Raw genomic sequence first — 18870 nt, forward strand, 5'->3', positions numbered from 1 at the left:
GCCGGACGGGTTAGATTGCCGCCATGCCTTCGCCCACCATCCGTCGCGCCGTCCAGCTCCTGCCCGCGTGTGCCACGACGGGCATCGGCAGCCTGCCGCACACCCAGGTGGAACTGGGTCTGCAAGCCGCGCTCGCCATGGACATCCCGTTCCTGCCGCAGTTGCCGGTGGGGCACCCGTCGGAGCTGATGATCCCCGCCGCGCTGGAGGGCCTGCCGGGCCTGCGCTTCGACGAGGACGGCGTCTGCACGGTGGACGTGGACGCGTGGAACGCCGGGCGCGCGGCCTTCGAGGCGCGGCTGGACGCGGCGCTCACCTCCGGGGACCTGGAGTCCTTCGAGCCCACCGCGGACGCGTGCCGCGCGTGGAAGCCATTCCTCTGGGAGGTGGAGCACCGCAAGCTCGCCTTCGCGAAGGCGCAGCTGTCCGGCCCCTTCACGGTGCGCTCCGTGGTGCGCACCGCGACGGGTGAGCCGGTGCTGGCGGTGCCGGGCCTGGACGCGGCGCTGTACCGGCTGGTGATGGTGCGCGCGCTGGCCATGGTGCGCGCCCTCAAGCGCACGGGCACCACGCCCCTGTTCTACCTGGACGAGCCCGGCCTCTACGCCTACGTGCGGCTGAACCCCCAGCACCTGCTGGCGCAGCAGGAGCTGCGGCTCTTGGTGGTGGCGCTGCAGCGCGAGGGCGCGCTCGTGGGCGTCCACTGCTGCGGCAACACGGACTGGGGCGTGCTGCTGGACGCGCAGGCGGATCTCGTCTCGCTGGACGTGCGGCTGTCGCTGGACGCGATGCTGGAGGAGACGGACGCGCTGAAGCGCTTCCTGGACTCCGGCGCCACGCTGAGCCTGGGCGTCATCCCCACGGACCTGGCGTCCACGTATTCGGTGGAGGAGCTGGCGGACTCGGTGGAGGCGTCGTTGAAGGCGGCGCTGCCGGGGGACATCGGCTTCTCGCGCGCGCTGTCCACGGTGCTGCTGACGCCCGCGTGCGGCCTGGCGATGCGCTCGGTGATGGACGCGGAGCGCATCCTGGAGGAGCTGAAGCAGGCGCAGCGCCGGCTGAAGCGGGCACTCGAGTCCGAGCGCCCGGCCCTCCAGGGACTGCCGCCCGCGCACTGAAGAACGCGGGCGGCCGTAACGCGACGGACTACTGGCGGCCGAGCCGCAGCTCGCGCTCGGCCTGGTGCCAGTCGTGTTCGGGGTTGCCGTGCGTGCCGCCCCGGGCCTGGAAGATTTCGTAGGCGCGGCGGGCGATCTGCTCCTGCGTGGGCGCCGCGGTCTTGCTCGTGGGCGCGCTCGCCGTGGCCGCCGGCTTCTTGTCTTCGGTCCGCTCGGGAGCGGCCTTGGGCGCGGGGTTCGGTTGCGACTTCTGCGCGTTCTGACGGGCCATGGGGCTTCCTCCTGGAAAAGGCGGCCTGAAGCTTCGGACGCGCCCCCTGCATCACGGAAGAGACCCAAGGCGTGCGGGGTTGCCGGAGCGACATCCCAGGTCGCGAAGTGTTGAGGGACCAACGGGCCATCCCGCTCGGAAAATCCATCAGCGGAATGGCCCCGGACGCATGGTCCGTGGATTGAAAGCCGCCAGACGCTTCAGCGCCCGGTCGCCTTCCTGGCGACGCGGCCGGGAGCCTTCTTCGCGGGCACGGCCTCACCGCCCATCACGCCATGCCCCAGCGCCGCGTCGAGCGCGCGCTGCATCGCGGTGCTCATGCCCAGCGCCTCCGCCTCTTGCGGCGTGCACCAGCGCAGCTCCTGGAACGCGGCGGACTTCGTGGGGCGCTTGTCGCCCGTCACGCGCAGCAGCCGCAGCGTGAGGTCGCGGTGGGTGAGCTGCCGGCGCACGCTGTCCAGCGTGCCCTCCAACGTGAGCGTCGCGCCCAGCGTCGTGGACAGCCGCTCCGTCGCCTCCGCCTCCGGCGTGTCCTCCTCCACCTCCACGGCGGGCAGCTCCCACAGGCCGCCGAAGAGGCCCTTGTCCGCGCGGCGCGCGAAGAGGAGCGTGCCCGCGTGCGGCCACACGGCCAGCGCCAGGAACAGCTTGCGGGGCGCGGCGCGCACCTTGGCCGGCGGCAGCTCGTCCACGCGGCCCTTCTTGAACGCGATGCACCCGTCGCGCACGGGGCACAAGAGGCACAGCGGGGACTCCGGCCGGCACACCGTGGCGCCGTGCTCCATCAGCGCCTGGTTGAAGTCCCCGGGCCGCTCGCCCTTCACCAGCGCGGAGGCCAGCGCCCAGAGCGTGGCCTCGCGGTCGCGGTCGCCGGGCAGCCCCTCCACCTCGAAGAGGCGCGACAGCACGCGCGCCACGTTGCCGTCCACGATGGGCGCCTCCTCCCCGAACGCGATGGAGGCCACGGCCCCCGCGGTGTAGCGCCCGAAGCCGGGCAGGGTGAGCAGCTCCTCCGCCGTGGAGGGCAGCTTCCCGCCGAAGCGCTCCACCACCTCCTGCGCCGCGCGGTGCAGGTTGCGCGCGCGTGAGTAGTAGCCCAGCCCCTTCCACCCGGAGAGCACGTCGTCCAGGGGCGCGGAGGCCAGGGCCTTCACCGTGGGAAAGCGCGCGAGGAAACGCTCCCAGTACGGGATGACCGTGGACACCTGCGTCTGCTGGAGCATGACCTCGCTGAGCCAGATGGCGTACGGGTCGCGGGTGCGGCGCCAGGGCAGGTCGCGCTTGTTCCGGTCGTACCAGGAGAGCAGCGGGCCATGCAGGCCCGCGTGGCGTTCAGGGGAGACGGGGGCGGGGAGGGTCCCGGAATCGGTGCGCTTGCGTGGGCTCATGTGATTCTTCGCGGGGGAGGCGCGGCACCATACCCGTACGGTCGGGTGCACCCGGCGTTTTTACCGACGGCAGGGGGCGGTTGTCCGGCCGGCCGTCCCCCTTCTGGCGGGACGGGCGATCGTCTATAGGATGCCCGCGTCCATGGCCCGCCCACCCATCACCAACGACTTCTCCTGGTCCAAGAGCCGCCACGAGAAGTTCTCCGAATGCCTCCGGGCCTACTACCTCTACTACTACCGCTCCTGGGGCGGCTGGGAGGCGGAGGCGGCCCGGGACGTGCGCGAGCTCTACGTCCTCAAGAAGCTGCACAACCGCTACACCTGGGCGGGCAGCATCGTGCACGAGGCCCTCAAGGACGTGCTGCTGGACTGGCGCGCCGGCCGTGAGGTGGACCCCGCGAAGGTGGAGGCGCGCACGCACCGGCTGATGCAGGACGACTTCCGGCACTCGCGCTCCAAGGCGTACTGGACGACGAAGTACCGCAAGCCCTTCACCGGCCTCGCGGAGCACGAGTACGGCGAGGAAATCCCCAACGAGGCCTGGAAGCAGAACTTCGAAACGGTGCGCTCCGCGCTCGCGTGGTTCTTCCAGTCGCGCTGGCCCACCATCGCCAAGGGGCTCAAGCCCGCGCAGTGGCTGGAGGTGGACGCGGGCTTCGACTTCGCCCACTTCGTCCTGGACGGGGTGAAGACCTTCGCCATCCCGGACTTCGCCTACGTGGACGCGGAGGGCTCCGTCGTGGTGGTGGACTGGAAGACGGGCCGCTCGCGCGAGGGCTACGACGAGCAGGTGCTGGGCTACGCGCTCTACATCGCGCAGCGCTACCGCTATCCGCTGGAGAAGGTGCGCGCGTCGCTGGTGTACCTCAACGAGGGGCTGGAGCACGACGTGACGGTGGACCCGTCCGCCATGGACTCGTTCCGTCAGCACTTCGCCCGGAGCGTGGAGGGGATGCGCGCGCTGTTGAAGGACGCCGCCACCAACACGCCGAAGGAGGCGGAGGCCTTCCCGCAGACGGGCAACCTGGACGCCTGCGCCCGCTGCGTCTTCCGCCGCCCATGCGGCCGGGAGCCCGCGGTGACGCAGGCCCGGCCCCGCGTGGCTTGAAGCGCTACCGCGCCGACGCCAGCCGGCGCACCACCACGCCCGCGGCGTTCATGCCGAACGCGGAGGTGACGAAGGCCACGCTGCCGTCAATCTGCGTGCGGTGGTCGCAGGTGTGGAACTCGTTGTCCTGCGGGCAGACGCACAGGAAGCCGTCGGTCGCGTCGTCGTAGTTGAGCGGCACCGGCTGGCGGCGCGTCTCGATGGAGTACACGGCGGTGATGCCCGTGTGGCGCTCCGTCTCCACGCCGTACTTGCGCTTGAGCAGCTTGCGGATGTCCTTGGCGAACGGATCCATGTGCGTCTCGCTCAGGTCCTCCACGCGGATGGCCGTGGGGTCCAGACGTCCCGCCGCGCCCATGGAGCTGACCACCGGCACGCCCAGCGTCACGCACCGGTGGAGCAGGTGCAGCTTCGCCTTCACGTTGTCGATGGCGTCCACCACGAAGTCGTACTTCCCCGCGGGCAGCAGCGTCTCCGCCAGCTCCTCGCGGTAGAACTCGCGCAGCGCCTCCACCTTCGCCTGCGGGTTGATGTCCTGGCAGCGCTGCGCCATCAGCTCCGCCTTGGACTTGCCCACCGCCTTCACCGTCGCGTGCAGCTGGCGGTTGGTGTTGGTGACGCACACGTCGTCGTGGTCCACCAGCGTCAGCCGGCCCACGCCGCTGCGCACCAGGCCCTCCGCCGTGAAGCTGCCCACGCCGCCCAGGCCGAACACCACCACGTGCGCGTTGGCCAGCCGCTCCATGGCGTTGTCGCCCAGGAGGCGCGCCGTGCGGTCGAAGCGGCGCGACAGCTTGAAGGGCTTCGCGAGCGACGGCGACTCGACGACGGCGTTCGAAGCGGCCGGGGAGGCGAGGGGCGCCTCGGGCTCGGCGGCGGGGGTGGGGGCGGGCTGCGGGTTCATGAAGGGCTCCTCTATCACGCGACGCTCGCCTACCGCGAAGGGGAGGGGAAAGCTTCCCGGAACAGACGGCGGGCATTCTCGGTCGTCCGCTGGGCGAGCACCTCCGCCGGCTCCCCCAGCGCCTGCGCCATGCCCGCGAGGATGTGTGGCAGGTAGCCCGGCTCGGAGCGCTGCCCCCGGAAGGGCGTGGGCGCCTGGTCCGGCGAGTCCGTCTCCGCCACCAGCCGGTCCGCCGGAATCACGCGCAAGGCGTCCAGCGGCTTGCGCGCCTCCGCCCACGTCACCGGGCCCGCGAAGGAGAAGTAACAGCCCTTCTGGATGTAGAAGCGCGCCAGCTCCGCGCCGCCGCTGTAGCTGTGCATGAGGATGCCCGCCTCCGGCCAGGCTTCCGTCTTCAGGAGCTCCATCAGCGCCGGGTGCAGCCGGTGGCAGTGCATCAGCACCGGCAGCCCGTGCTTGCGCGCCAGGGCCAGGTGCCCGCGCAGCACCGCCAGCTGCCGCTCCAGCGGGGCGCCCGGGAGCGTCGGGCCATCCAGGCCGCACTCGCCCACCGCGATCGCGCCGCCCTGGCCCAGGAGCGCGTCCAGCCGCTCCAGGTGCGCGCCGTCGTCCTCCGGCCGCAGGTCCGGCAGGAACTGCGGATGGATGCCCAGCCCCACCTGGATGCGCGCGTCCCTGCGTGGCAGCTCCAGCAGCGGCTCCCACGTCTCCGGCCCCACGGCGGGGATGAGGATGCCGTGCAGGCCCGCGGCCCAGGCGCGCGTGACGACGCTGTCTCGGTCCGGGTCGAAGCGCGAGGCGTCCAGATGGCAATGCGTGTCGATCATTGAGCACCCTTCTTCCCAGAGCCGTTCAATCACTGACAAGCCCGGATGACAGGCCCTTCAGGGCGTCCCGTCACCCGTGAACGCGAAGCTATGACGCGCCCCCTGACTTTGGAGGCCATGAGAATGACCAAGCGAGTGGTGTGGGGTGCGTTGTTCGGGGCACTGACGATGCTGGCCACGGGCTGTAGCGACGAGTGCGTCGACCAGTTCGACTGCCGTGACAAGGGCACGCCCCCGGAGGGCCAGGCGTACATCTGCAACGCGGACAACAAGTGCGAACTGCACACCCTCACGCTCCCGCCGGAAGAGGATGCGGGCACGGAGGTCGACGCGGGCACGGAGGTCGACGCGGGCACGGAGATGGACGCCGGCACCGACGCCGGCACGGAGATGGACGCGGGCACGGAGATGGACGCCGGCACCGACGCGGGCATGAACGTGGCCAAGGGCGGCGCGTGCACCGCGTCCTCGGAATGCATGGCTGGCCTGCGCTGCGAGGCCGCCACCTGCCAGTCGCTCCTCATCGCCGTGACGGGCAACGACGGCGGCCCCCGCGCGCTGGTGACGGCCTACGACGTGCCGGGCATGACGTCGCTCAGCTCCGACGGCGGCACCAGCGCCTACCCGCGCTTCGGCCCGGGCGGCACCCAGGTGGCCTTCGTGCAGGGGGATGTCACCGCCCCCACGGCGGAGCTCGCCGTGCGCCCCGTGCCGCTCACGGCCGCCGAGCCCACCGTGCTGACCACGGGCACGGCCGCCGGCAACGCGCGCATCCGCTACATGGAGTGGGAGCCGGGCAACCTCATCGCCTGGGTGCGCGGAAACACGGGCATCTCCACCATCGCGGCGACGGGCGGCACGCCCACGCAGGCCACCGTCAACGGCACGTTCCCGGACTGGGCGCCCAACGGCACGGACTACGCGTACAGCGCCGCGGGCACGGGCATCCTCGTGTCCACGGGCGGCGGCGCGCCGGCTCCGCTCGCGGGCTCGCCCACGACGGGTGAGCAGCCGCACTACAACCGCGTCACCTCGCAGCTGCTGTTCCTGGCCAACCCGGACAACATGACCGTGACCTTCGGCACGGACGTCACCCCGGTGCTCCGGCTGTACTCGCTGCCGGTGACGGGCGGCGGCACGCCCACGCTGCTCGCGGACCGCACCTCGGATGCCGTCGCGGGCGGCAGCGTGGATTCGTACATCGCGAACCCGAACTGGGCACCGGACGGCAGCTGGGTGGCGTACGTGCGCGCCTACTACCTGAACATCGCCGGCGCGGCCACGCTGTGCGGCAACACCGGCACGGAGCTGTGCGGCGACAAGCCGGGCAACGCCATCTTCCTGCAGCGCGTGAACACCACCACGGGCGCGGCGGAAGGCGCCCCGATGAAGCTCGCCGACAACGCCACGCTGCCGTCGTTCTCCCCGGACGGCCAGCTCGTGGCCTACATCCTGGGCGGTCAGCTCAACGTGCAGCCCATCGACCCGGCCACCGGCGCGGCGGCCGGCGCGCTCATCACCCACCCGAAGGACACGTACACGGTGCTGACGAGCGAGGGTGACGACTACCGCCCGCGCTGGCAGCCCCGCCAGTAACAGGTGTCCCAAGCCCCGCTCTCCGGGGCTTCCCGGCCCGTGTTCCCCGTTTCACCGGGGAGCACGGGCCGTCGTGTTTCAGTGCGAAGCGCGCGGCCCACCCCGCGCGAAGTGACGAACGCGGTCAGGGCCGGGTCCGGATGAACCCGCACGCGGATCCGTTTCCGGGTCCAGCGGATCCAGGTTCCAGGACGACCGGAAGGGGAAGGAGGACTCCACCCGCGCTCACGCGAAACGCGGCACCTGGTGGAGGAAGGCTGACAGCCGTGTCGCGACGGTCTTGCGCGCCCGCGCGCATCCGTTGCCGGAAGCACGGCCTGGGCTTCGCGGGCCGGGACGCGGGCTGCGCTCAGCCCACGACGACGATGCGGCGGCCCAGCGCGCGGGTCATCGCCGGGGAGGTGACGAGCTCCAGCACGCCGCTCATCTCGCCGCCCGCGGTGTCGAACGCCGCCGCGATGACTTCACCGACGGTGAGCTGGGCCTTCTGGGCCGCCACCCGCGCGCGCTTCGCCGTGCGCCGCAGCGCGGGCATCACCCGCCGACCCTGCCGCCGCACCACCGTGCCACCCTTCGCCTTGCCTGCGGTCCGCTTCGCCATGGTTCCTCCCGCCACTTCGTGCCACGCGGGTGAGTACCTCGTCGGTCTGACACCATGCAGGCGAGGTGCCAGGGCTCAGCCTCCCTGTCAGGTCCCTGTTTCCAGGGGTTTTCCTTGCGGATAGCGGGTTTCCGTAGGGCCGGAGGGCCTTCCTTTTTTCAGCCCTTCAGGGTGGTTCCTCGTTCTGTCGAGTTTTTCGTTCACCCCGTGCGGTGCTTTCCACGCATCGTTCAATGGCGCGCATCTCGTTCAACGCCATGGCACGACAGGGCTGGGTCGGGTGTCACCCCCTGGCCACACTCCCTGCGGCCAGGGAACCACGGTGTGGTTGGGGCGCGGCGGGGATTCAGGGTAGAGGGCGGACGCCCATGCGAGTCCAGGTCCTCTTCCACGACAACTGTTTCGACGGCGCGGCCAGCGCCGCGGTCTTCACCCGCTTCTACCGGGAGCGCGTGCGCGCGGACGCCACGTTCAGCTACCGGGGGCTGGCCCACAAGCCGGGCGCGGAGGGCATCGACCCGGCGGTGTTCACCGGGGACGAGAACGTCATCGTCGACTTCCGCTACAGCCAGGACGCGCGGCTCACCTGGTGGTTCGACCACCACGCCTCCGCCTTCCAGCAGCCCGGCGACGAGCCCCACTTCCAGCGCGACACCAGCGGCCGGAAGTTCCACGACCCGCATCGCAAGAGCTGCACGCTGTACCTGGCGGACGTGGCGCGCGAGCGCTTCGGCTGGGACGCGTCCCCGCTGAAGGACCTGCTGCACTGGGCGGAGATCATCGACGGCGCGCAGTTCCCCAGCCCCCAGATGGCGGTGGCGCTGGAGGAGCCCGCGCTGCGCATCATGACGGTGCTGGAGTCCACCAAGGACGACACGCTCATCCCGGAGGTCATCCGGCGCATGCAGACGGACTCGCTGGCGGACATCGCCGCGTCGCCGCTCATCGCCGCCCCGCTGGAGCCGCTGCTCTTCCGGCACCAGCGCAACATCGACCTCGTGCGCGAGAAGGCCCGGTACGAGAACGGCGTCGTCCACTTCGACCTGGTGGACGAGGGCGTGGACAGCCTCAACAAGTTCATCGCGTACGCGCTCTACCCGGACGCGCGCTACACGCTGTGGGTGGGCAGGGGCGCGTCGCGTGCCAAGGTGTCGCTGGGCTCCAACCCGTGGAAGCCCCAGACGCGCCAGCACGACCTGGCCGCCATCGCCGGCCGTTATGGCGGGGGCGGCCACCCGGTGGTGGCCGCGGTGAGCTTCAAGGCGGACCAGGCCGACAAGGCCCGCGCCGCGTACCAGGAGATTCTGGCGGAGCTGTCCAGCGCGGGGTGAGCCTCCGCGCTCACGGGCGGGCGAAGAGGTCGAAGCCCGCCTGCCGGAGCAGCCGCACCACGGACAGCATGGGCAGCCCCTGCACGTTGGTGCGGTCCCCCTCCAGCTTCTGGAGCAGCGCCTGCCCGCGCCCCTCCACGCGGTAGCTGCCCGCGCAGCCCTCCCACTCGCCGGTGTCCAGGTAGCGCTCCAGCTCCTCCGGCGGGACGGGGAAGAACGTGAGGCGCGTGTCCTCCACCGTCTCCGAGTGGTGGCCGCCAGGGCCCAGCAGGCACACGGCGGTGTGGATGACGTGGGTGTTCCCCAGCAGGCGCTGGAGCTGCGTGCGCGCCGCGTCCCGGTCCCGGGGTTTGCCCAGCACGTCCTGCCCCACCTCCACCAGTTGATCCGCGCCCAGGACCCAGGCCTCCGGGTGGCGCTCCTGGACCGCGCGGGCCTTGCGCACGGCGAGCATCCGCACGGCCTCGTCGGCGGGCAGGTCCGCGGGGACGTGTTCGTCCACGCCGGGGGCTTCGGTGCGGTAGGGCAGGCCCAGCCCGTCCATCAGGGCCCGTCGCGCGCTGGAGGTGGATGCCAGGATGAGTTCTCTCATGGGAGGCCGGAGGGTAATGCAGCCGGGGAGGGCAGGGGACCCCTCAGGCGGGCAGGCACGTCCCCGCTTCCTGTGCATGGGGCGGATGCCATAGCCTCCCGGCCCATGTCGCGGCGCGGTCTGCTCGCTGTCTGTCTCCTCCTGCTCGCCTCCTGCAAACGCAACCCTCCGGCGGTCGCCGACGCGGGCACGGATGCGGGCACGGCGGTCTCCGTCGTGGGGGCTGACGCGGGCGCCGACGCGGGGACGCTCGCCCGGGCCTCGGAGGACGCGGGCCCCAGCGCGTCCGTGAAGCGCCCGGACGACGCGGCGGCGGAGGTGCATCCGCTGGCGGTGTGCGACGCGAAGCAGGGCGCCCCCCTGGACGCGGCCCGCGACTACTACGACGCGGGCCACTACGAGGAAGCGCTCTCCTGCGCCGCGCAGGCCGCCGCGCTGGAGCCGGACCTCGCCGCCGCCCACGCGGAGCGGGGCGCCGCCCTGGCCGCGCTCAACCGCGAGCCGGAGGCCCAGCTCGCCTACGCCCGCGCGCTGGCCATCGACCCGGGGGACGCGGACGCGCTGCTGGGCGCCGCGCACCTGTACGCCGTGCAGCTGCCCTCCACGCGCGAGCGGGACGAACTGGGCGCGCTCTACGCCGAGCGGGGCCTCTCCCAGCCCTCCACGCCCCCGGAGCTCGTGCCCTCGCTGGCGCTGGTGGCCGCCATGGCCTTCAACGACCTGGGGCAGGCGGACCAGGCGCTGGACCGCGCCGCCATCGTGCTCGCCCGCGAGCCGGACAACCACGAGGCGAAGTACGAGAAGGCCCTGGCCCTCTTCGAGCTGTGCCGCTTCCGCGAGGCCAGGGCGGCCTTCGCGTCGCTCCTGAAGGACAAGGAGCGCGCGGCGCACGCGCACCAGCACCTGGGCCTCCTGCTGGAGCGCGAGGGCCAGTGGGCCAAGGCGGAGGAGCAGTTCCAGAAGGCCCGCGCGCTGGAGCCCGAGGACTTCCCCCCGCCGCCCCTGCCGTCCGCGGACGAGTTCAAGGCCCAGGTGGCGCGCGCGCTGGCGGACCTGCCCGAGGACATGCGCAAGGACCTGGAGGGCGTGCCGGTGGCCACGGAGGAGATTCCCTCCGAGGACGACCTGCTCGCCAACCAGCCGCCCCTGTCGCCCACCATCCTGGGCCTGTTCCGGGGCCCGTCCCTCCAGGAACCGTGCGACGGTTCGGAGACGCCCTGCCGCTCGGTGGCCCTCTACCGGCGCAACCTGGCCCGCGCGGTGCGCACGCCCGAGGAGCTGCGCGAACAGATTCGCGTGACACTGCTCCATGAAATCGGGCATCTGCGAGGGGAAGACGACGAGGAACTGGCCGCGCGCGGCCTGGAGTGAGCCCCCACATGCCTTCTCTTCCCACCGCCCGGGTCAGCCTCAAGGGCGCCAAGACGCTGCGTCGCGGCACCCCCTGGGTGTACCGCACGGAGCTCACTGAAGCCCCTTCCACCGACACGCCGGGCGCGGTGGTGGCTGTGGTGGATCCGCAGGGCAACCCCATCGGCCAGGCGCTCTACGCCCGCCGCTCCCCGCTCGCGCTGCGGCTGCTCACGCGCAAGGGCCCCAACGAGGAGAAGGTGGACGACGCATTCTTCATCCGCCGCGTGGAGGCCGCGCTCGCCCGCCGCGCGGTGCTGCCGGGGCGCGACGGCCTGCGCCTGGTGCACGGGGAGGCGGACCTCCTGCCCGGCTTCTTCGTGGACCGCTACGGCCAGGGCCTCACCGTGCAGACGCTCTCCGAGGGCATGGACGCGCGCAAGGAGATGCTCGCGCGCGCGCTGGTGGAGAGGACGGGCGCAAGCCACGTGGTGTGCCGCGACGACGCCTCCGGCCGCGACTTCGAGAGCCTGCCCCGCGAGGTGCGCCTGCTGCACGGCGAGGGCAGCGCGCGCTTCACCTACCACGAGGGCGACAACCGCTTCGACGTGGACCTGCTGGGCGACATGAAGACGGGCGCGTTCCTGGACCAGGTGGACAACCACCTGCGCGCGGGCGAGCTGGGCCGGGGAGAGGCGCTGGACTGCTTCAGCTACCACGGCGGCTTCGCGCTCGCGCTCGCGAAGCACTGCACGTCGGTGCTCGCGGTGGAGCAGGACGCGAAGGCCGCTTCTCGCATCCAGTCCAACGCGGAGGCCAACGGCCGCGCCAACGTGAAGGTGGAGAACGGCAACGCGTTCGACGTGCTGCGCCGCTTCGACCAGGAGGGCCGCCGCTTCGACACCATCGTCCTGGATCCGCCGGGGCTGGCCAAGCGCCGCGAGGGCCTGGCCACCGCGCTGCGCGCCTACCACGAGCTCAACCTGCGCGCCCTGCGCTGCCTCAAGCCGGACGGCCTGCTGGTGACGTGCTCGTGCTCGGGGAAGCTGGACCGGCAGGGCTTCGAGTCCATGGTGCTGGACGCCGCCGCGGACGCGAAGCGCCCGGTGCAGATTCTGGAGCGGCGCGGCGCCGGCCTGGACCACCCGGTGCTCGCGGGCCTCGCGGAGACGGAGTACCTCAAGGCCCTCTACGTCCGCGCCCTCTAGGACAGGGCGCGGTGGGGCAGGGGGCTGGCACCGCTACGGGATGCCCAGCTCCTTGCGCAGCCGGCCCACGACCTTGAAGTACTCCGTGCGGGAAAAGCCCACGTTGAGGATGTGGAAGTCCTTCTTGGACAGCCCCACGCAGCCGAAGCAGTAGTTGCAGTCCTGCAGGTTCTTGCTCATCACCACGTACGCGCTGCTGGAGCAGTTCTCGCTCTGCACGCAGTAGGCGCACGCGTGGCAGTTCTTGCACTCCACGCAGTGCGAGCAGTTGGTGCACAGCTCGCACCGCGTGCAGTGCGTGCACTGGTGGCAGCTGTCGCAGTCCTTGCAGAACATGCAGTTGGCGCAGCGCTGACAGCCCTCGCACGCGTAGGAGCCGGGGTTGCCCGGGTCCACCGCGTAGCTCTTGGAGAGCTTCTGGAACTGCTCCATGAACTCGCGCTTGCCCAGGGACGACACGCCCTGGCGCGCCGCCTTCTCCTGCTCCAGCAGCTCCTGGGTCGTCTGGGGCCGCGGCCCCTTGTCCTTCACCGCCACAAACGCTCCTTGGACTCGTGTCACTGCAGCCGGGCGAGCCCGGCCAGGTCGATGCCGCGCGCCACCCGCCGCACCTCCACGGTGCTGGGGAAGCCGCGGCTGGTGACGGCCACCACGAACCGGTCGCCCACCAGGAGGTTCGCCTCCGCGACGGCCTCCTCCGCGTCATAGCGCACGAAGCCCACGGCTTCCTTCCACTGGATGGGCGCGGTGGGGTCGCTGGCTGCTCGCCCGCGCGCCTTCTGCGCCGCCTCGCGGATGGCCTGCCCCAGCTTCAGCCCCATGGTGGTGTCCACGATGCGCACCTTCACCTCGCGGCCCTCGCCCCGGGTGTAGGTCCGCTCCGCCTCCGACACGGACACCTCGCCGTACTTCCCCGTGGAGCCCGCGGTGGAACCCACCGTGAATCCCTCCAGCGACTCCGGCAGGAACGGCGCCAGGTCCTTGAAGTACACGCACGGTGCGGCGGTCGTCACCACGTCGCGCGGGGTGGGAGATGTCGTGCGTTCGTCGTCAAGGCAACCGCCGCCCACGCCGAGCGCGAGCGATGCGATGGCCAGCCGGAGGAAATAGTCGCGCACGAACGAATCAAAGGGTATCCCTGGCCCGCGCGCAATGGACCTTTCGAAGCTCAATCCTCCTCAGCGCGAGGCCGTCGAGACGCTCCAGGGCCCGCTGCTCGTGCTGGCGGGCGCGGGCAGTGGAAAGACGCGGGTCATCACCCACCGCATCGTCCACCTGCTCAACGAGCGGCCGAACCACATCATGGCCCGCAACATCCTGGCGGTGACCTTCACCAACAAGGCCGCCACGGAGATGAAGGAACGGCTCATCCACATGGCCGGGCCCCGCGCCCAGGGCGTGCTGGTGTGCACCTTCCACGCGTTCGGCGCGGAAGTGTTGCGCGAGGACATCCACCGGCTGGGCTGGCCGAAGAAGTTCGCCATCGCGGACATGGGCGACCAGCTGTCCATCATCCGCCGCGCCATGCGCGAGAAGCGCATCGACGACCGCGCCTTCGACGCGCGCAAGGTCCTCACGCTCATCTCCAAGGCGAAGAACTCCGGTGAGACGCCGCAGCCCAAGCCGGAGGGGATGGGGGACGACTACGACCTCATCACCTCCATGGTCTTCGCGGACTACCAGCTCGCGCTCAAGGCGCAGGGCTCCGTGGACTTCGACGACCTGCTGGTGCTGCCCGCGCGCCTCCTGCGCGAACACCCGGACCTGCACCGCAAGTACACGGCGCGCTTCCAGTACCTCCTGGTGGACGAGTTCCAGGACACCAACCACGCGCAGCTGGACCTGCTCAAGCTGCTCGCGGGCACGTCCAGGAACGTGTGCGCGGTGGGCGACGACGACCAGTGCATCTACTCCTGGCGCGGCGCGGAGGTGCGCAACATCCTGGACTTCGACAAGCACTTTCCGGGCGGCAAGGAGGTGCGGCTGGAGCAGAACTACCGCTCCTCCCAGCGCGTGCTGGACGCGGCCAACGCCGTCATCGCGAAGAACCCGGAGCGCAAGGACAAGCGCATGTGGACCGACCGCAAGGGCGGCCCACTGGTGAAGGTGGTGGCGTGCCCCAATGACGAGGAGGAGGCGCGCTTCATCGCGCACGAAATCCAGAAGCACATCTCGCTGGGCATCCCCGCGGACGACATCGCGGTGCTCTACCGCACCAACGGCCAGGCCCACCCGGTGGAGGAGATGCTGCGGGAGAAGAACATCCCCTACGAAGTCGTGGGCGGCAGCGAGTTCTTCGACCGCAGCGAGGTGAAGGACGTCATCGCGTACTTCAAGGTCCTGGCGAACAAGCTGGACGAAATCTCCCTCATGCGCATCGTCAACGTGCCCTCGCGAGGCATCGGCGACGTGACCATGGAGCGGCTGCACGCGCACTCGCGCGCGGAGGGCGTGACGCTCTGGACGGTGATGCGCCGCGCGGACACCTACGAGGACCTGCCCGCGGGCGCGGGCGGCAAGGTGCTGGAGTTCGTGGAGATGGTGGAGCGCTACCGCGAAGCCTTCACCCAGACGCCCCGCCTGTCGGAGGCCACGCACAAGCTGCTGGAGGAGATCGGCTTCCGGGAGGCCACCCGCGCCAAGGCCGTCTCCGGCACCGCCGCGGACAAGAAGCTCAAGGGCGTGGACGGGGTGCTCGCGTCGCTGGAGAAGTTCGAGAAGCGCGAGGGCCCCAAGGCCAGCCTCCTCACGTACCTGAACCGCCTCAGCCTGGACACGCGCCAGGAGGAGGAGGACGTCCCCGGGCAGAACAAGCGCGTGACGCTGATGTCCCTGCACGCCTCCAAGGGCCTGGAGTACCGGCTCGTCTTCTTCATCGGCATGGAGGAGGACCTGATGCCCCACGGCGGCATGCAGGGCGAGGCGCAGAACCTCGAGGAGGAGCGCCGCCTCTGCTACGTGGGCATCACCCGCGCCAAGGAGCTGCTCTACCTCACCCGCTCCACCGTGCGCGTGAAGCGCGGCAAGGAGGTGCCCCGCACGCCCTCGCGCTTCCTGGAGGACCTGCCCCCGGACGCCTTCGAGGTCGTGGACATGGACGCGCCGCGTCAGGGGCCTCCGGATGAGAAGGAGAAGAACTTCTTCGCGAACCTGAAGGAGCGCTTCAAGAAGCCCGCCGCCGGGGGGCCAGGCCCGGGCACCCCTGGCCGGGCGCCCTGACGGCCTCCCCTGTACGCCCAACCTTGACTTGATCCCGCCGTCCTACTAGGAGGGTCAGCCTTTCCGGGCTTCTGTCGGAGTCAAGGCGGAGGACCCGCGGTTGGTATCGCACGAGCACGCGGCCCCTGGCATGCACCTGGGCGCCGCGCCGAAGTCTGGAGTGCACGAAATGTCGCAGAAGACCTACAGCGCCAAGGCTGGGGACATCAAGCGCCAGTGGCACGTCATCGACGTGTCCGACAAGGTGCTTGGTCGCGCCGCCAGTCAGATCGCCACCCTCCTGAAGGGCAAGCACAAGCCCACGTACACCCCGTCCATCGACACGGGTGACCACGTCATCGTCATCAACGCCGACAAGGTGAAGGTGACGGGCACGAAGGAGACGGACAAGCTGTACTACCGTCACCCGTACGCCGGTTTCCCGGGCGCCCTGAAGATCACCAACCTCCAGAAGCTGCGCCAGCGTCACCCCGAGGACGTCATCCTCAACGCCGTGCGCCGCATGCTGCCCCGCAATGCCCTGGGCCGTCAGATGATGACGAAGCTCAAGGTGTATGCTGGTGACACCCATCCGCACACCGCCCAGAAGCCGGTGGCGTTCAAGGTCGAGGCGTAAGGAACAACCATGGCGATCAATCCTGAACTCGGTTTCTACGCCACGGGCCGCCGCAAGGAGGCCACCGCTCGCGTCTGGGTGCGCCCCGGCAATGGCGCCGTCGTCATCAACGGCCGCGACATCAACGAGTACTTCGGCCGTGAGACGTCGAAGATGGTGCTCAACCAGCCGCTGGAGATCCTGGAGCAGAAGGGCAAGCTCGACGTCACGGTCAACGTGCGCGGCGGCGGCCTCTCCGGCCAGGCCGGTGCCATCCGTCACGGCATCGCGCGCGCGCTGTGCGCCTTCAACCCGGAGTTCCGTCCGGCGCTGAAGAAGGCCGGCTTCCTCACCCGCGATGCCCGCGCGGTCGAGCGCAAGAAGTACGGCCAGCCCGGCGCCCGTCGTCGGTTCCAGTTCTCCAAGCGCTAAACACGCTTGCCGGCCAGCTGTCCGGCCGCTCTTCGGCGGGGGTTTCCTTCGGGAAGCCTCCGCCGTCGTGCTTTGCGGGCAAGCGGGTGGGCTTGAGCCCCGTCGCGATGGGCGCGGGCGTTCTGCTACCATCCGGGCCCTCCCATGGAACTCAACGAAATCCTGCAGATCGCCCTGCGCGGCGGAGCCTCCGACATCCACCTGAAGGCGGGTCTGCCGCCCATGTTCCGCGTGGACGGTTCGCTGGTGCCGCTCAAGGACGGCCGCCGCCTGCCCCCGGAAGAGGTGGCGCGCATGGCGTTCGGCATCATGAACGAGTTCCAGAAGGAGAAGTTCAAGGTCAGCAACGAGGTGGACCTGGCCTACGGCGTGCCGGGCCTGGGCCGCTTCCGCGTGAACGTCTTCCAGCAGCGCGGCACGGTGGGCGCCGTGCTCCGCGTCATCCCCTTCAAGGTGATGACGATGAAGGACCTGCTGTTGCCCACGGTGCTGGAGAAGGTGTGCGGCGAGGAGCGCGGCCTGGTGCTGGTGACGGGCACCACGGGCTCCGGCAAGTCCACCACGTTGGCGGCGATGATCGACTACATCAACTCCAACGAAACCAACCACATCATGACCATCGAGGACCCCATCGAGTTCCTCATCCGCGACAAGCGCTCCATCGTGAACCAGCGCGAAGTGGGTGTGGACACGATGAGCTTCTCGCAGGCCCTCAAGAGCGCGCTGCGCCAGGACCCGGACGTCATCCTGGTGGGCGAAATGCGCGACCACGAGACCATCGAAACGGCGCTCCACGCCGCGGAGACGGGCCACCTGGTGATGTCCACGCTGCACACGCTGGACGCCACGGAGACCATCAACCGCATCGTGTCCGCGTTCCCCCCGCACCAGCAGAAGCAGGTGCGCCTGCAGCTCTCCAGCGTGCTGCGCGGCGTGGTCAGCCAGCGCCTCGTCCCGCGCGCGGACGGCAAGGGCCGCGTGGCCGCGGTGGAAGTGCTCCGCGTCACCGCGCGCGTTCGCGAGCTGATTGAAGACAAGGACCGCACGAAGGAGATCCACGACGCCATCTCGCAGGGCACGGACTCCTACGGGATGCAGACGTTCGACCAGTCGCTGATGAGCCTCGTGCGCAACGGCCTGGTCACCTACGACGAGGCCCACCGCCAGGCCAGCAACCCGGACGACTTCGCGCTGCGCTTCTCCGGCATCAGCGGCACGTCCGACTCGAAGTGGGACAACTTCGACGCCAAGGCCGGCGAGGAGCGGCCCATCCCGGGCTCGGCGTCCTTCGCGCAGAAGGGCGCGCCCGCCCAGGCGGCCCCCGTGGCGCCCACGCCCGCGCCGGTGCCCCAGGCCCCGCGTCCCGGTGCGCCCATGGCCGCCCGTCCCATGACGCCTCCGCCCGGCGTCGCGGCCCCGCGCCCCGCCACGCCTCCGCCCGGCGTCGTCCAGGGCCGGCCCCTGCCTCCGCAGGTGGCGGCCCGTCCGCCCACGCCCGCCCCGGTGGCCGCGCCCGCTCCGGCGGCCGGGGGCGACGACGACTTCCAGATCGAACGCTTCTAGGAACGCGGCGAGGGGAGGGCGGCGCTCAGGCGTCGTCGTCCCCCAGCTGCGCGCGCAGCCGGGTGAGGCGCATCGGGCCGATGAGCCCCTGGTGCGCCAGCGTCTGGAGCAGCGACACGGTGGCGCGCACGCGCGCGTCCTGCGCCTCGTCGGACTCCTGGACGACCTCGTTGTCGAGCAGCGTCTCCAGGTGCTCCGGGTTGATGGAGGTGGGCCCCTCCGACCACGCGATGTCGAACAGCGCCCGCGCCATGTGCTCGCGCGCCTTGCGGTCCGCGTCGTTGGGCGCGGCCTTGGCGAAGGCGAGGAACAGCGCGTCCACGGACTCCTTGGACAGCGCGGCCAGGGCGGGCACCTCCCCCAGGGACTCCTTCACGTAGTCCGCGTCGAAGCTGTCCACGTCCTGCTCGTAGCCGAAGGCCTCCTCCAGCAGGATGGACGCGAGGAAGGCGTCGGACTCCTCGTCGCTCGCGCCCTCCTCCTTCAGCGCCTCGCGCGCCTTCTGCGTCGCGGCGGAGAGGGCCTCGTCCTCCCGGAGCGCGCGGGCGGAGGCGTGCGCGGCCAGCAGCACCAGCGCGGCCTGGGCGTCGGAGGACAGCGCGCGGCCGCTCACGCCCAGCAGCATGCCCTTCTGCTTGGGGTTGGCGTCCGCGGCGGCCACGAAGTGCTGCTCCTCCGGAGTCAGCGGTTCACCCGCCTGCTCCTTGCGGAGCGTCTCCCGGGCGGCGTCAGCGGTGAGGAAGCGGGCGAGGATGGGGTGCATGGCG

The 18870-nt window shown here is 70.9% G+C and carries 19 protein-coding genes; 10 read left to right on the forward strand and 9 right to left on the reverse strand.

Annotated elements, in window-relative coordinates; genetic code table 11:
- Positions 1-23: 23 nt before the first annotated feature.
- A complete protein-coding gene (locus AABA78_RS18670; protein WP_338264366.1) occupies positions 24-1118 on the forward strand; it encodes a uroporphyrinogen decarboxylase/cobalamine-independent methonine synthase family protein in 1095 nt (364 codons plus the stop codon).
- Positions 1119-1146: 28 nt separating this feature from the next.
- Here the strand turns inward: AABA78_RS18670 and AABA78_RS18675 are convergent, their stop codons facing one another.
- Entirely contained in the window at positions 1147-1389 is a 243-nt protein-coding gene (locus AABA78_RS18675; protein ID WP_171420470.1) for a DUF2934 domain-containing protein, read from the reverse strand.
- Between the two features lie 200 nt (positions 1390-1589).
- Positions 1590-2777, reverse strand: a complete 1188-nt coding sequence (gene mutY / locus AABA78_RS18680) for an A/G-specific adenine glycosylase (protein WP_338264367.1) — start codon at positions 2775-2777, stop codon at positions 1590-1592.
- Between the two features lie 142 nt (positions 2778-2919).
- On the opposite strand from mutY, the gene AABA78_RS18685 reads away from it, so the two are divergent.
- The gene (locus tag AABA78_RS18685; protein ID WP_370469471.1) at positions 2920-3885 is read left to right on the forward strand and encodes a PD-(D/E)XK nuclease family protein; all 966 of its coding nucleotides are present in this window, start codon (positions 2920-2922) and stop codon (positions 3883-3885) included.
- A 4-nt stretch (positions 3886-3889) separates the two neighbouring features.
- Here the strand turns inward: AABA78_RS18685 and AABA78_RS18690 are convergent, their stop codons facing one another.
- Complete coding sequence (locus AABA78_RS18690) at positions 3890-4789, reverse strand: tRNA threonylcarbamoyladenosine dehydratase (RefSeq protein WP_338264369.1); 900 nt, start codon at positions 4787-4789, stop codon at positions 3890-3892.
- Positions 4790-4818: 29 nt separating this feature from the next.
- A complete protein-coding gene (locus AABA78_RS18695) occupies positions 4819-5616 on the reverse strand; it encodes a TatD family hydrolase (RefSeq protein ID WP_338264370.1) in 798 nt (265 codons plus the stop codon).
- Between the two features lie 123 nt (positions 5617-5739).
- On the opposite strand from AABA78_RS18695, the gene AABA78_RS18700 reads away from it, so the two are divergent.
- Positions 5740-7212: a TolB-like translocation protein gene (locus AABA78_RS18700; RefSeq protein WP_338264371.1), complete on the forward strand. Its 1473-nt coding sequence runs from the start codon at positions 5740-5742 to the stop codon at positions 7210-7212.
- Between the two features lie 349 nt (positions 7213-7561).
- Here the strand turns inward: AABA78_RS18700 and AABA78_RS18705 are convergent, their stop codons facing one another.
- Positions 7562-7813: a hypothetical protein gene (locus tag AABA78_RS18705; RefSeq protein ID WP_171418662.1), complete on the reverse strand. Its 252-nt coding sequence runs from the start codon at positions 7811-7813 to the stop codon at positions 7562-7564.
- 368 nt (positions 7814-8181) lie between these two features.
- On the opposite strand from AABA78_RS18705, the gene AABA78_RS18710 reads away from it, so the two are divergent.
- Positions 8182-9144, forward strand: coding sequence for a hypothetical protein (locus tag AABA78_RS18710; protein WP_338264372.1), 963 nt, complete (start codon positions 8182-8184; stop codon positions 9142-9144).
- A 10-nt stretch (positions 9145-9154) separates the two neighbouring features.
- Here the strand turns inward: AABA78_RS18710 and AABA78_RS18715 are convergent, their stop codons facing one another.
- Positions 9155-9736, reverse strand: a complete 582-nt coding sequence (locus AABA78_RS18715; RefSeq protein ID WP_338264373.1) for a Maf family protein — start codon at positions 9734-9736, stop codon at positions 9155-9157.
- Between the two features lie 105 nt (positions 9737-9841).
- Between AABA78_RS18715 and AABA78_RS18720 the strand changes: the two genes are divergently transcribed.
- Together AABA78_RS18720 and AABA78_RS18725 are read left to right on the forward strand one after the other, a co-directional pair.
- A complete protein-coding gene (locus AABA78_RS18720) occupies positions 9842-11107 on the forward strand; it encodes a metallopeptidase family protein (protein WP_338264374.1) in 1266 nt (421 codons plus the stop codon).
- Between the two features lie 8 nt (positions 11108-11115).
- Positions 11116-12294 carry a class I SAM-dependent rRNA methyltransferase gene (locus AABA78_RS18725; protein ID WP_338264375.1) on the forward strand — a complete coding sequence of 393 codons (1179 nt, stop codon included), beginning with the start codon at positions 11116-11118 and terminating at the stop codon, positions 12292-12294.
- 33 nt (positions 12295-12327) lie between these two features.
- On the opposite strand, the gene AABA78_RS18730 is transcribed toward AABA78_RS18725, so the two are convergent.
- Positions 12328-12825, reverse strand: coding sequence for a caib/baif family protein (locus AABA78_RS18730; RefSeq protein ID WP_338264376.1), 498 nt, complete (start codon positions 12823-12825; stop codon positions 12328-12330).
- A gap of 26 nt (positions 12826-12851) precedes the next feature.
- A complete protein-coding gene (locus tag AABA78_RS18735) occupies positions 12852-13412 on the reverse strand; it encodes a hypothetical protein (RefSeq protein WP_338264377.1) in 561 nt (186 codons plus the stop codon).
- Positions 13413-13446: 34 nt separating this feature from the next.
- Between AABA78_RS18735 and AABA78_RS18740 the strand changes: the two genes are divergently transcribed.
- The 4 genes from AABA78_RS18740 to AABA78_RS18755 all read left to right on the forward strand — a co-directional run bounded on the left by AABA78_RS18740 (position 13447) and on the right by AABA78_RS18755 (position 18103).
- Positions 13447-15513 carry an ATP-dependent helicase gene (locus AABA78_RS18740; RefSeq protein WP_338264378.1) on the forward strand — a complete coding sequence of 689 codons (2067 nt, stop codon included), beginning with the start codon at positions 13447-13449 and terminating at the stop codon, positions 15511-15513.
- Between the two features lie 169 nt (positions 15514-15682).
- Positions 15683-16129 (forward strand): 50S ribosomal protein L13, encoded by a 447-nt coding sequence (rplM, locus tag AABA78_RS18745; RefSeq protein ID WP_171418646.1) that lies wholly within the window; start codon positions 15683-15685, stop codon positions 16127-16129.
- 9 nt (positions 16130-16138) lie between these two features.
- Positions 16139-16540: a 30S ribosomal protein S9 gene (gene rpsI / locus AABA78_RS18750; protein WP_120526842.1), complete on the forward strand. Its 402-nt coding sequence runs from the start codon at positions 16139-16141 to the stop codon at positions 16538-16540.
- Positions 16541-16684: 144 nt separating this feature from the next.
- Complete coding sequence (locus tag AABA78_RS18755; protein ID WP_338264379.1) at positions 16685-18103, forward strand: type IV pilus twitching motility protein PilT; 1419 nt, start codon at positions 16685-16687, stop codon at positions 18101-18103.
- A gap of 25 nt (positions 18104-18128) precedes the next feature.
- Here AABA78_RS18755 and AABA78_RS18760 read toward each other — a convergent pair whose 3' ends face one another.
- On the reverse strand, positions 18129-18866 hold the full coding sequence (locus tag AABA78_RS18760) for a hypothetical protein (RefSeq protein ID WP_338264380.1): 738 nt from the start codon (positions 18864-18866) through the stop codon (positions 18129-18131).
- Positions 18867-18870 lie beyond the last annotated feature (4 nt).

Source organism: Corallococcus caeni, from assembly GCF_036245865.1.
GTDB lineage: Bacteria > Myxococcota > Myxococcia > Myxococcales > Myxococcaceae > Corallococcus > Corallococcus caeni.

Excerpts from the sequence above, each read along its gene's own strand:
- AABA78_RS18740 (WP_338264378.1), top strand. The coding sequence starts at position 13,447 with ATGGACCTTTCGAAGCTCAATCCTCCTCAGCGCGAGGCCGTCGAGACG.
- AABA78_RS18715 (WP_338264373.1), bottom strand. The coding sequence starts at position 9,736 with ATGAGAGAACTCATCCTGGCATCCACCTCCAGCGCGCGACGGGCCCTG.
- AABA78_RS18755 (WP_338264379.1), top strand. The coding sequence starts at position 16,685 with ATGGAACTCAACGAAATCCTGCAGATCGCCCTGCGCGGCGGAGCCTCC.
- AABA78_RS18710 (WP_338264372.1), top strand. The coding sequence starts at position 8,182 with ATGCGAGTCCAGGTCCTCTTCCACGACAACTGTTTCGACGGCGCGGCC.
- rpsI (WP_120526842.1), top strand. The coding sequence starts at position 16,139 with ATGGCGATCAATCCTGAACTCGGTTTCTACGCCACGGGCCGCCGCAAG.
- AABA78_RS18725 (WP_338264375.1), top strand. The coding sequence starts at position 11,116 with ATGCCTTCTCTTCCCACCGCCCGGGTCAGCCTCAAGGGCGCCAAGACG.
- AABA78_RS18760 (WP_338264380.1), bottom strand. The coding sequence starts at position 18,866 with ATGCACCCCATCCTCGCCCGCTTCCTCACCGCTGACGCCGCCCGGGAG.
- AABA78_RS18705 (WP_171418662.1), bottom strand. The coding sequence starts at position 7,813 with ATGGCGAAGCGGACCGCAGGCAAGGCGAAGGGTGGCACGGTGGTGCGG.
- AABA78_RS18690 (WP_338264369.1), bottom strand. The coding sequence starts at position 4,789 with ATGAACCCGCAGCCCGCCCCCACCCCCGCCGCCGAGCCCGAGGCGCCC.
- AABA78_RS18720 (WP_338264374.1), top strand. The coding sequence starts at position 9,842 with ATGTCGCGGCGCGGTCTGCTCGCTGTCTGTCTCCTCCTGCTCGCCTCC.
- mutY (WP_338264367.1), bottom strand. The coding sequence starts at position 2,777 with ATGAGCCCACGCAAGCGCACCGATTCCGGGACCCTCCCCGCCCCCGTC.
- AABA78_RS18700 (WP_338264371.1), top strand. The coding sequence starts at position 5,740 with ATGACCAAGCGAGTGGTGTGGGGTGCGTTGTTCGGGGCACTGACGATG.
- AABA78_RS18670 (WP_338264366.1), top strand. The coding sequence starts at position 24 with ATGCCTTCGCCCACCATCCGTCGCGCCGTCCAGCTCCTGCCCGCGTGT.
- AABA78_RS18675 (WP_171420470.1), bottom strand. The coding sequence starts at position 1,389 with ATGGCCCGTCAGAACGCGCAGAAGTCGCAACCGAACCCCGCGCCCAAG.
- rplM (WP_171418646.1), top strand. The coding sequence starts at position 15,683 with ATGTCGCAGAAGACCTACAGCGCCAAGGCTGGGGACATCAAGCGCCAG.
- AABA78_RS18695 (WP_338264370.1), bottom strand. The coding sequence starts at position 5,616 with ATGATCGACACGCATTGCCATCTGGACGCCTCGCGCTTCGACCCGGAC.
- AABA78_RS18685 (WP_370469471.1), top strand. The coding sequence starts at position 2,920 with ATGGCCCGCCCACCCATCACCAACGACTTCTCCTGGTCCAAGAGCCGC.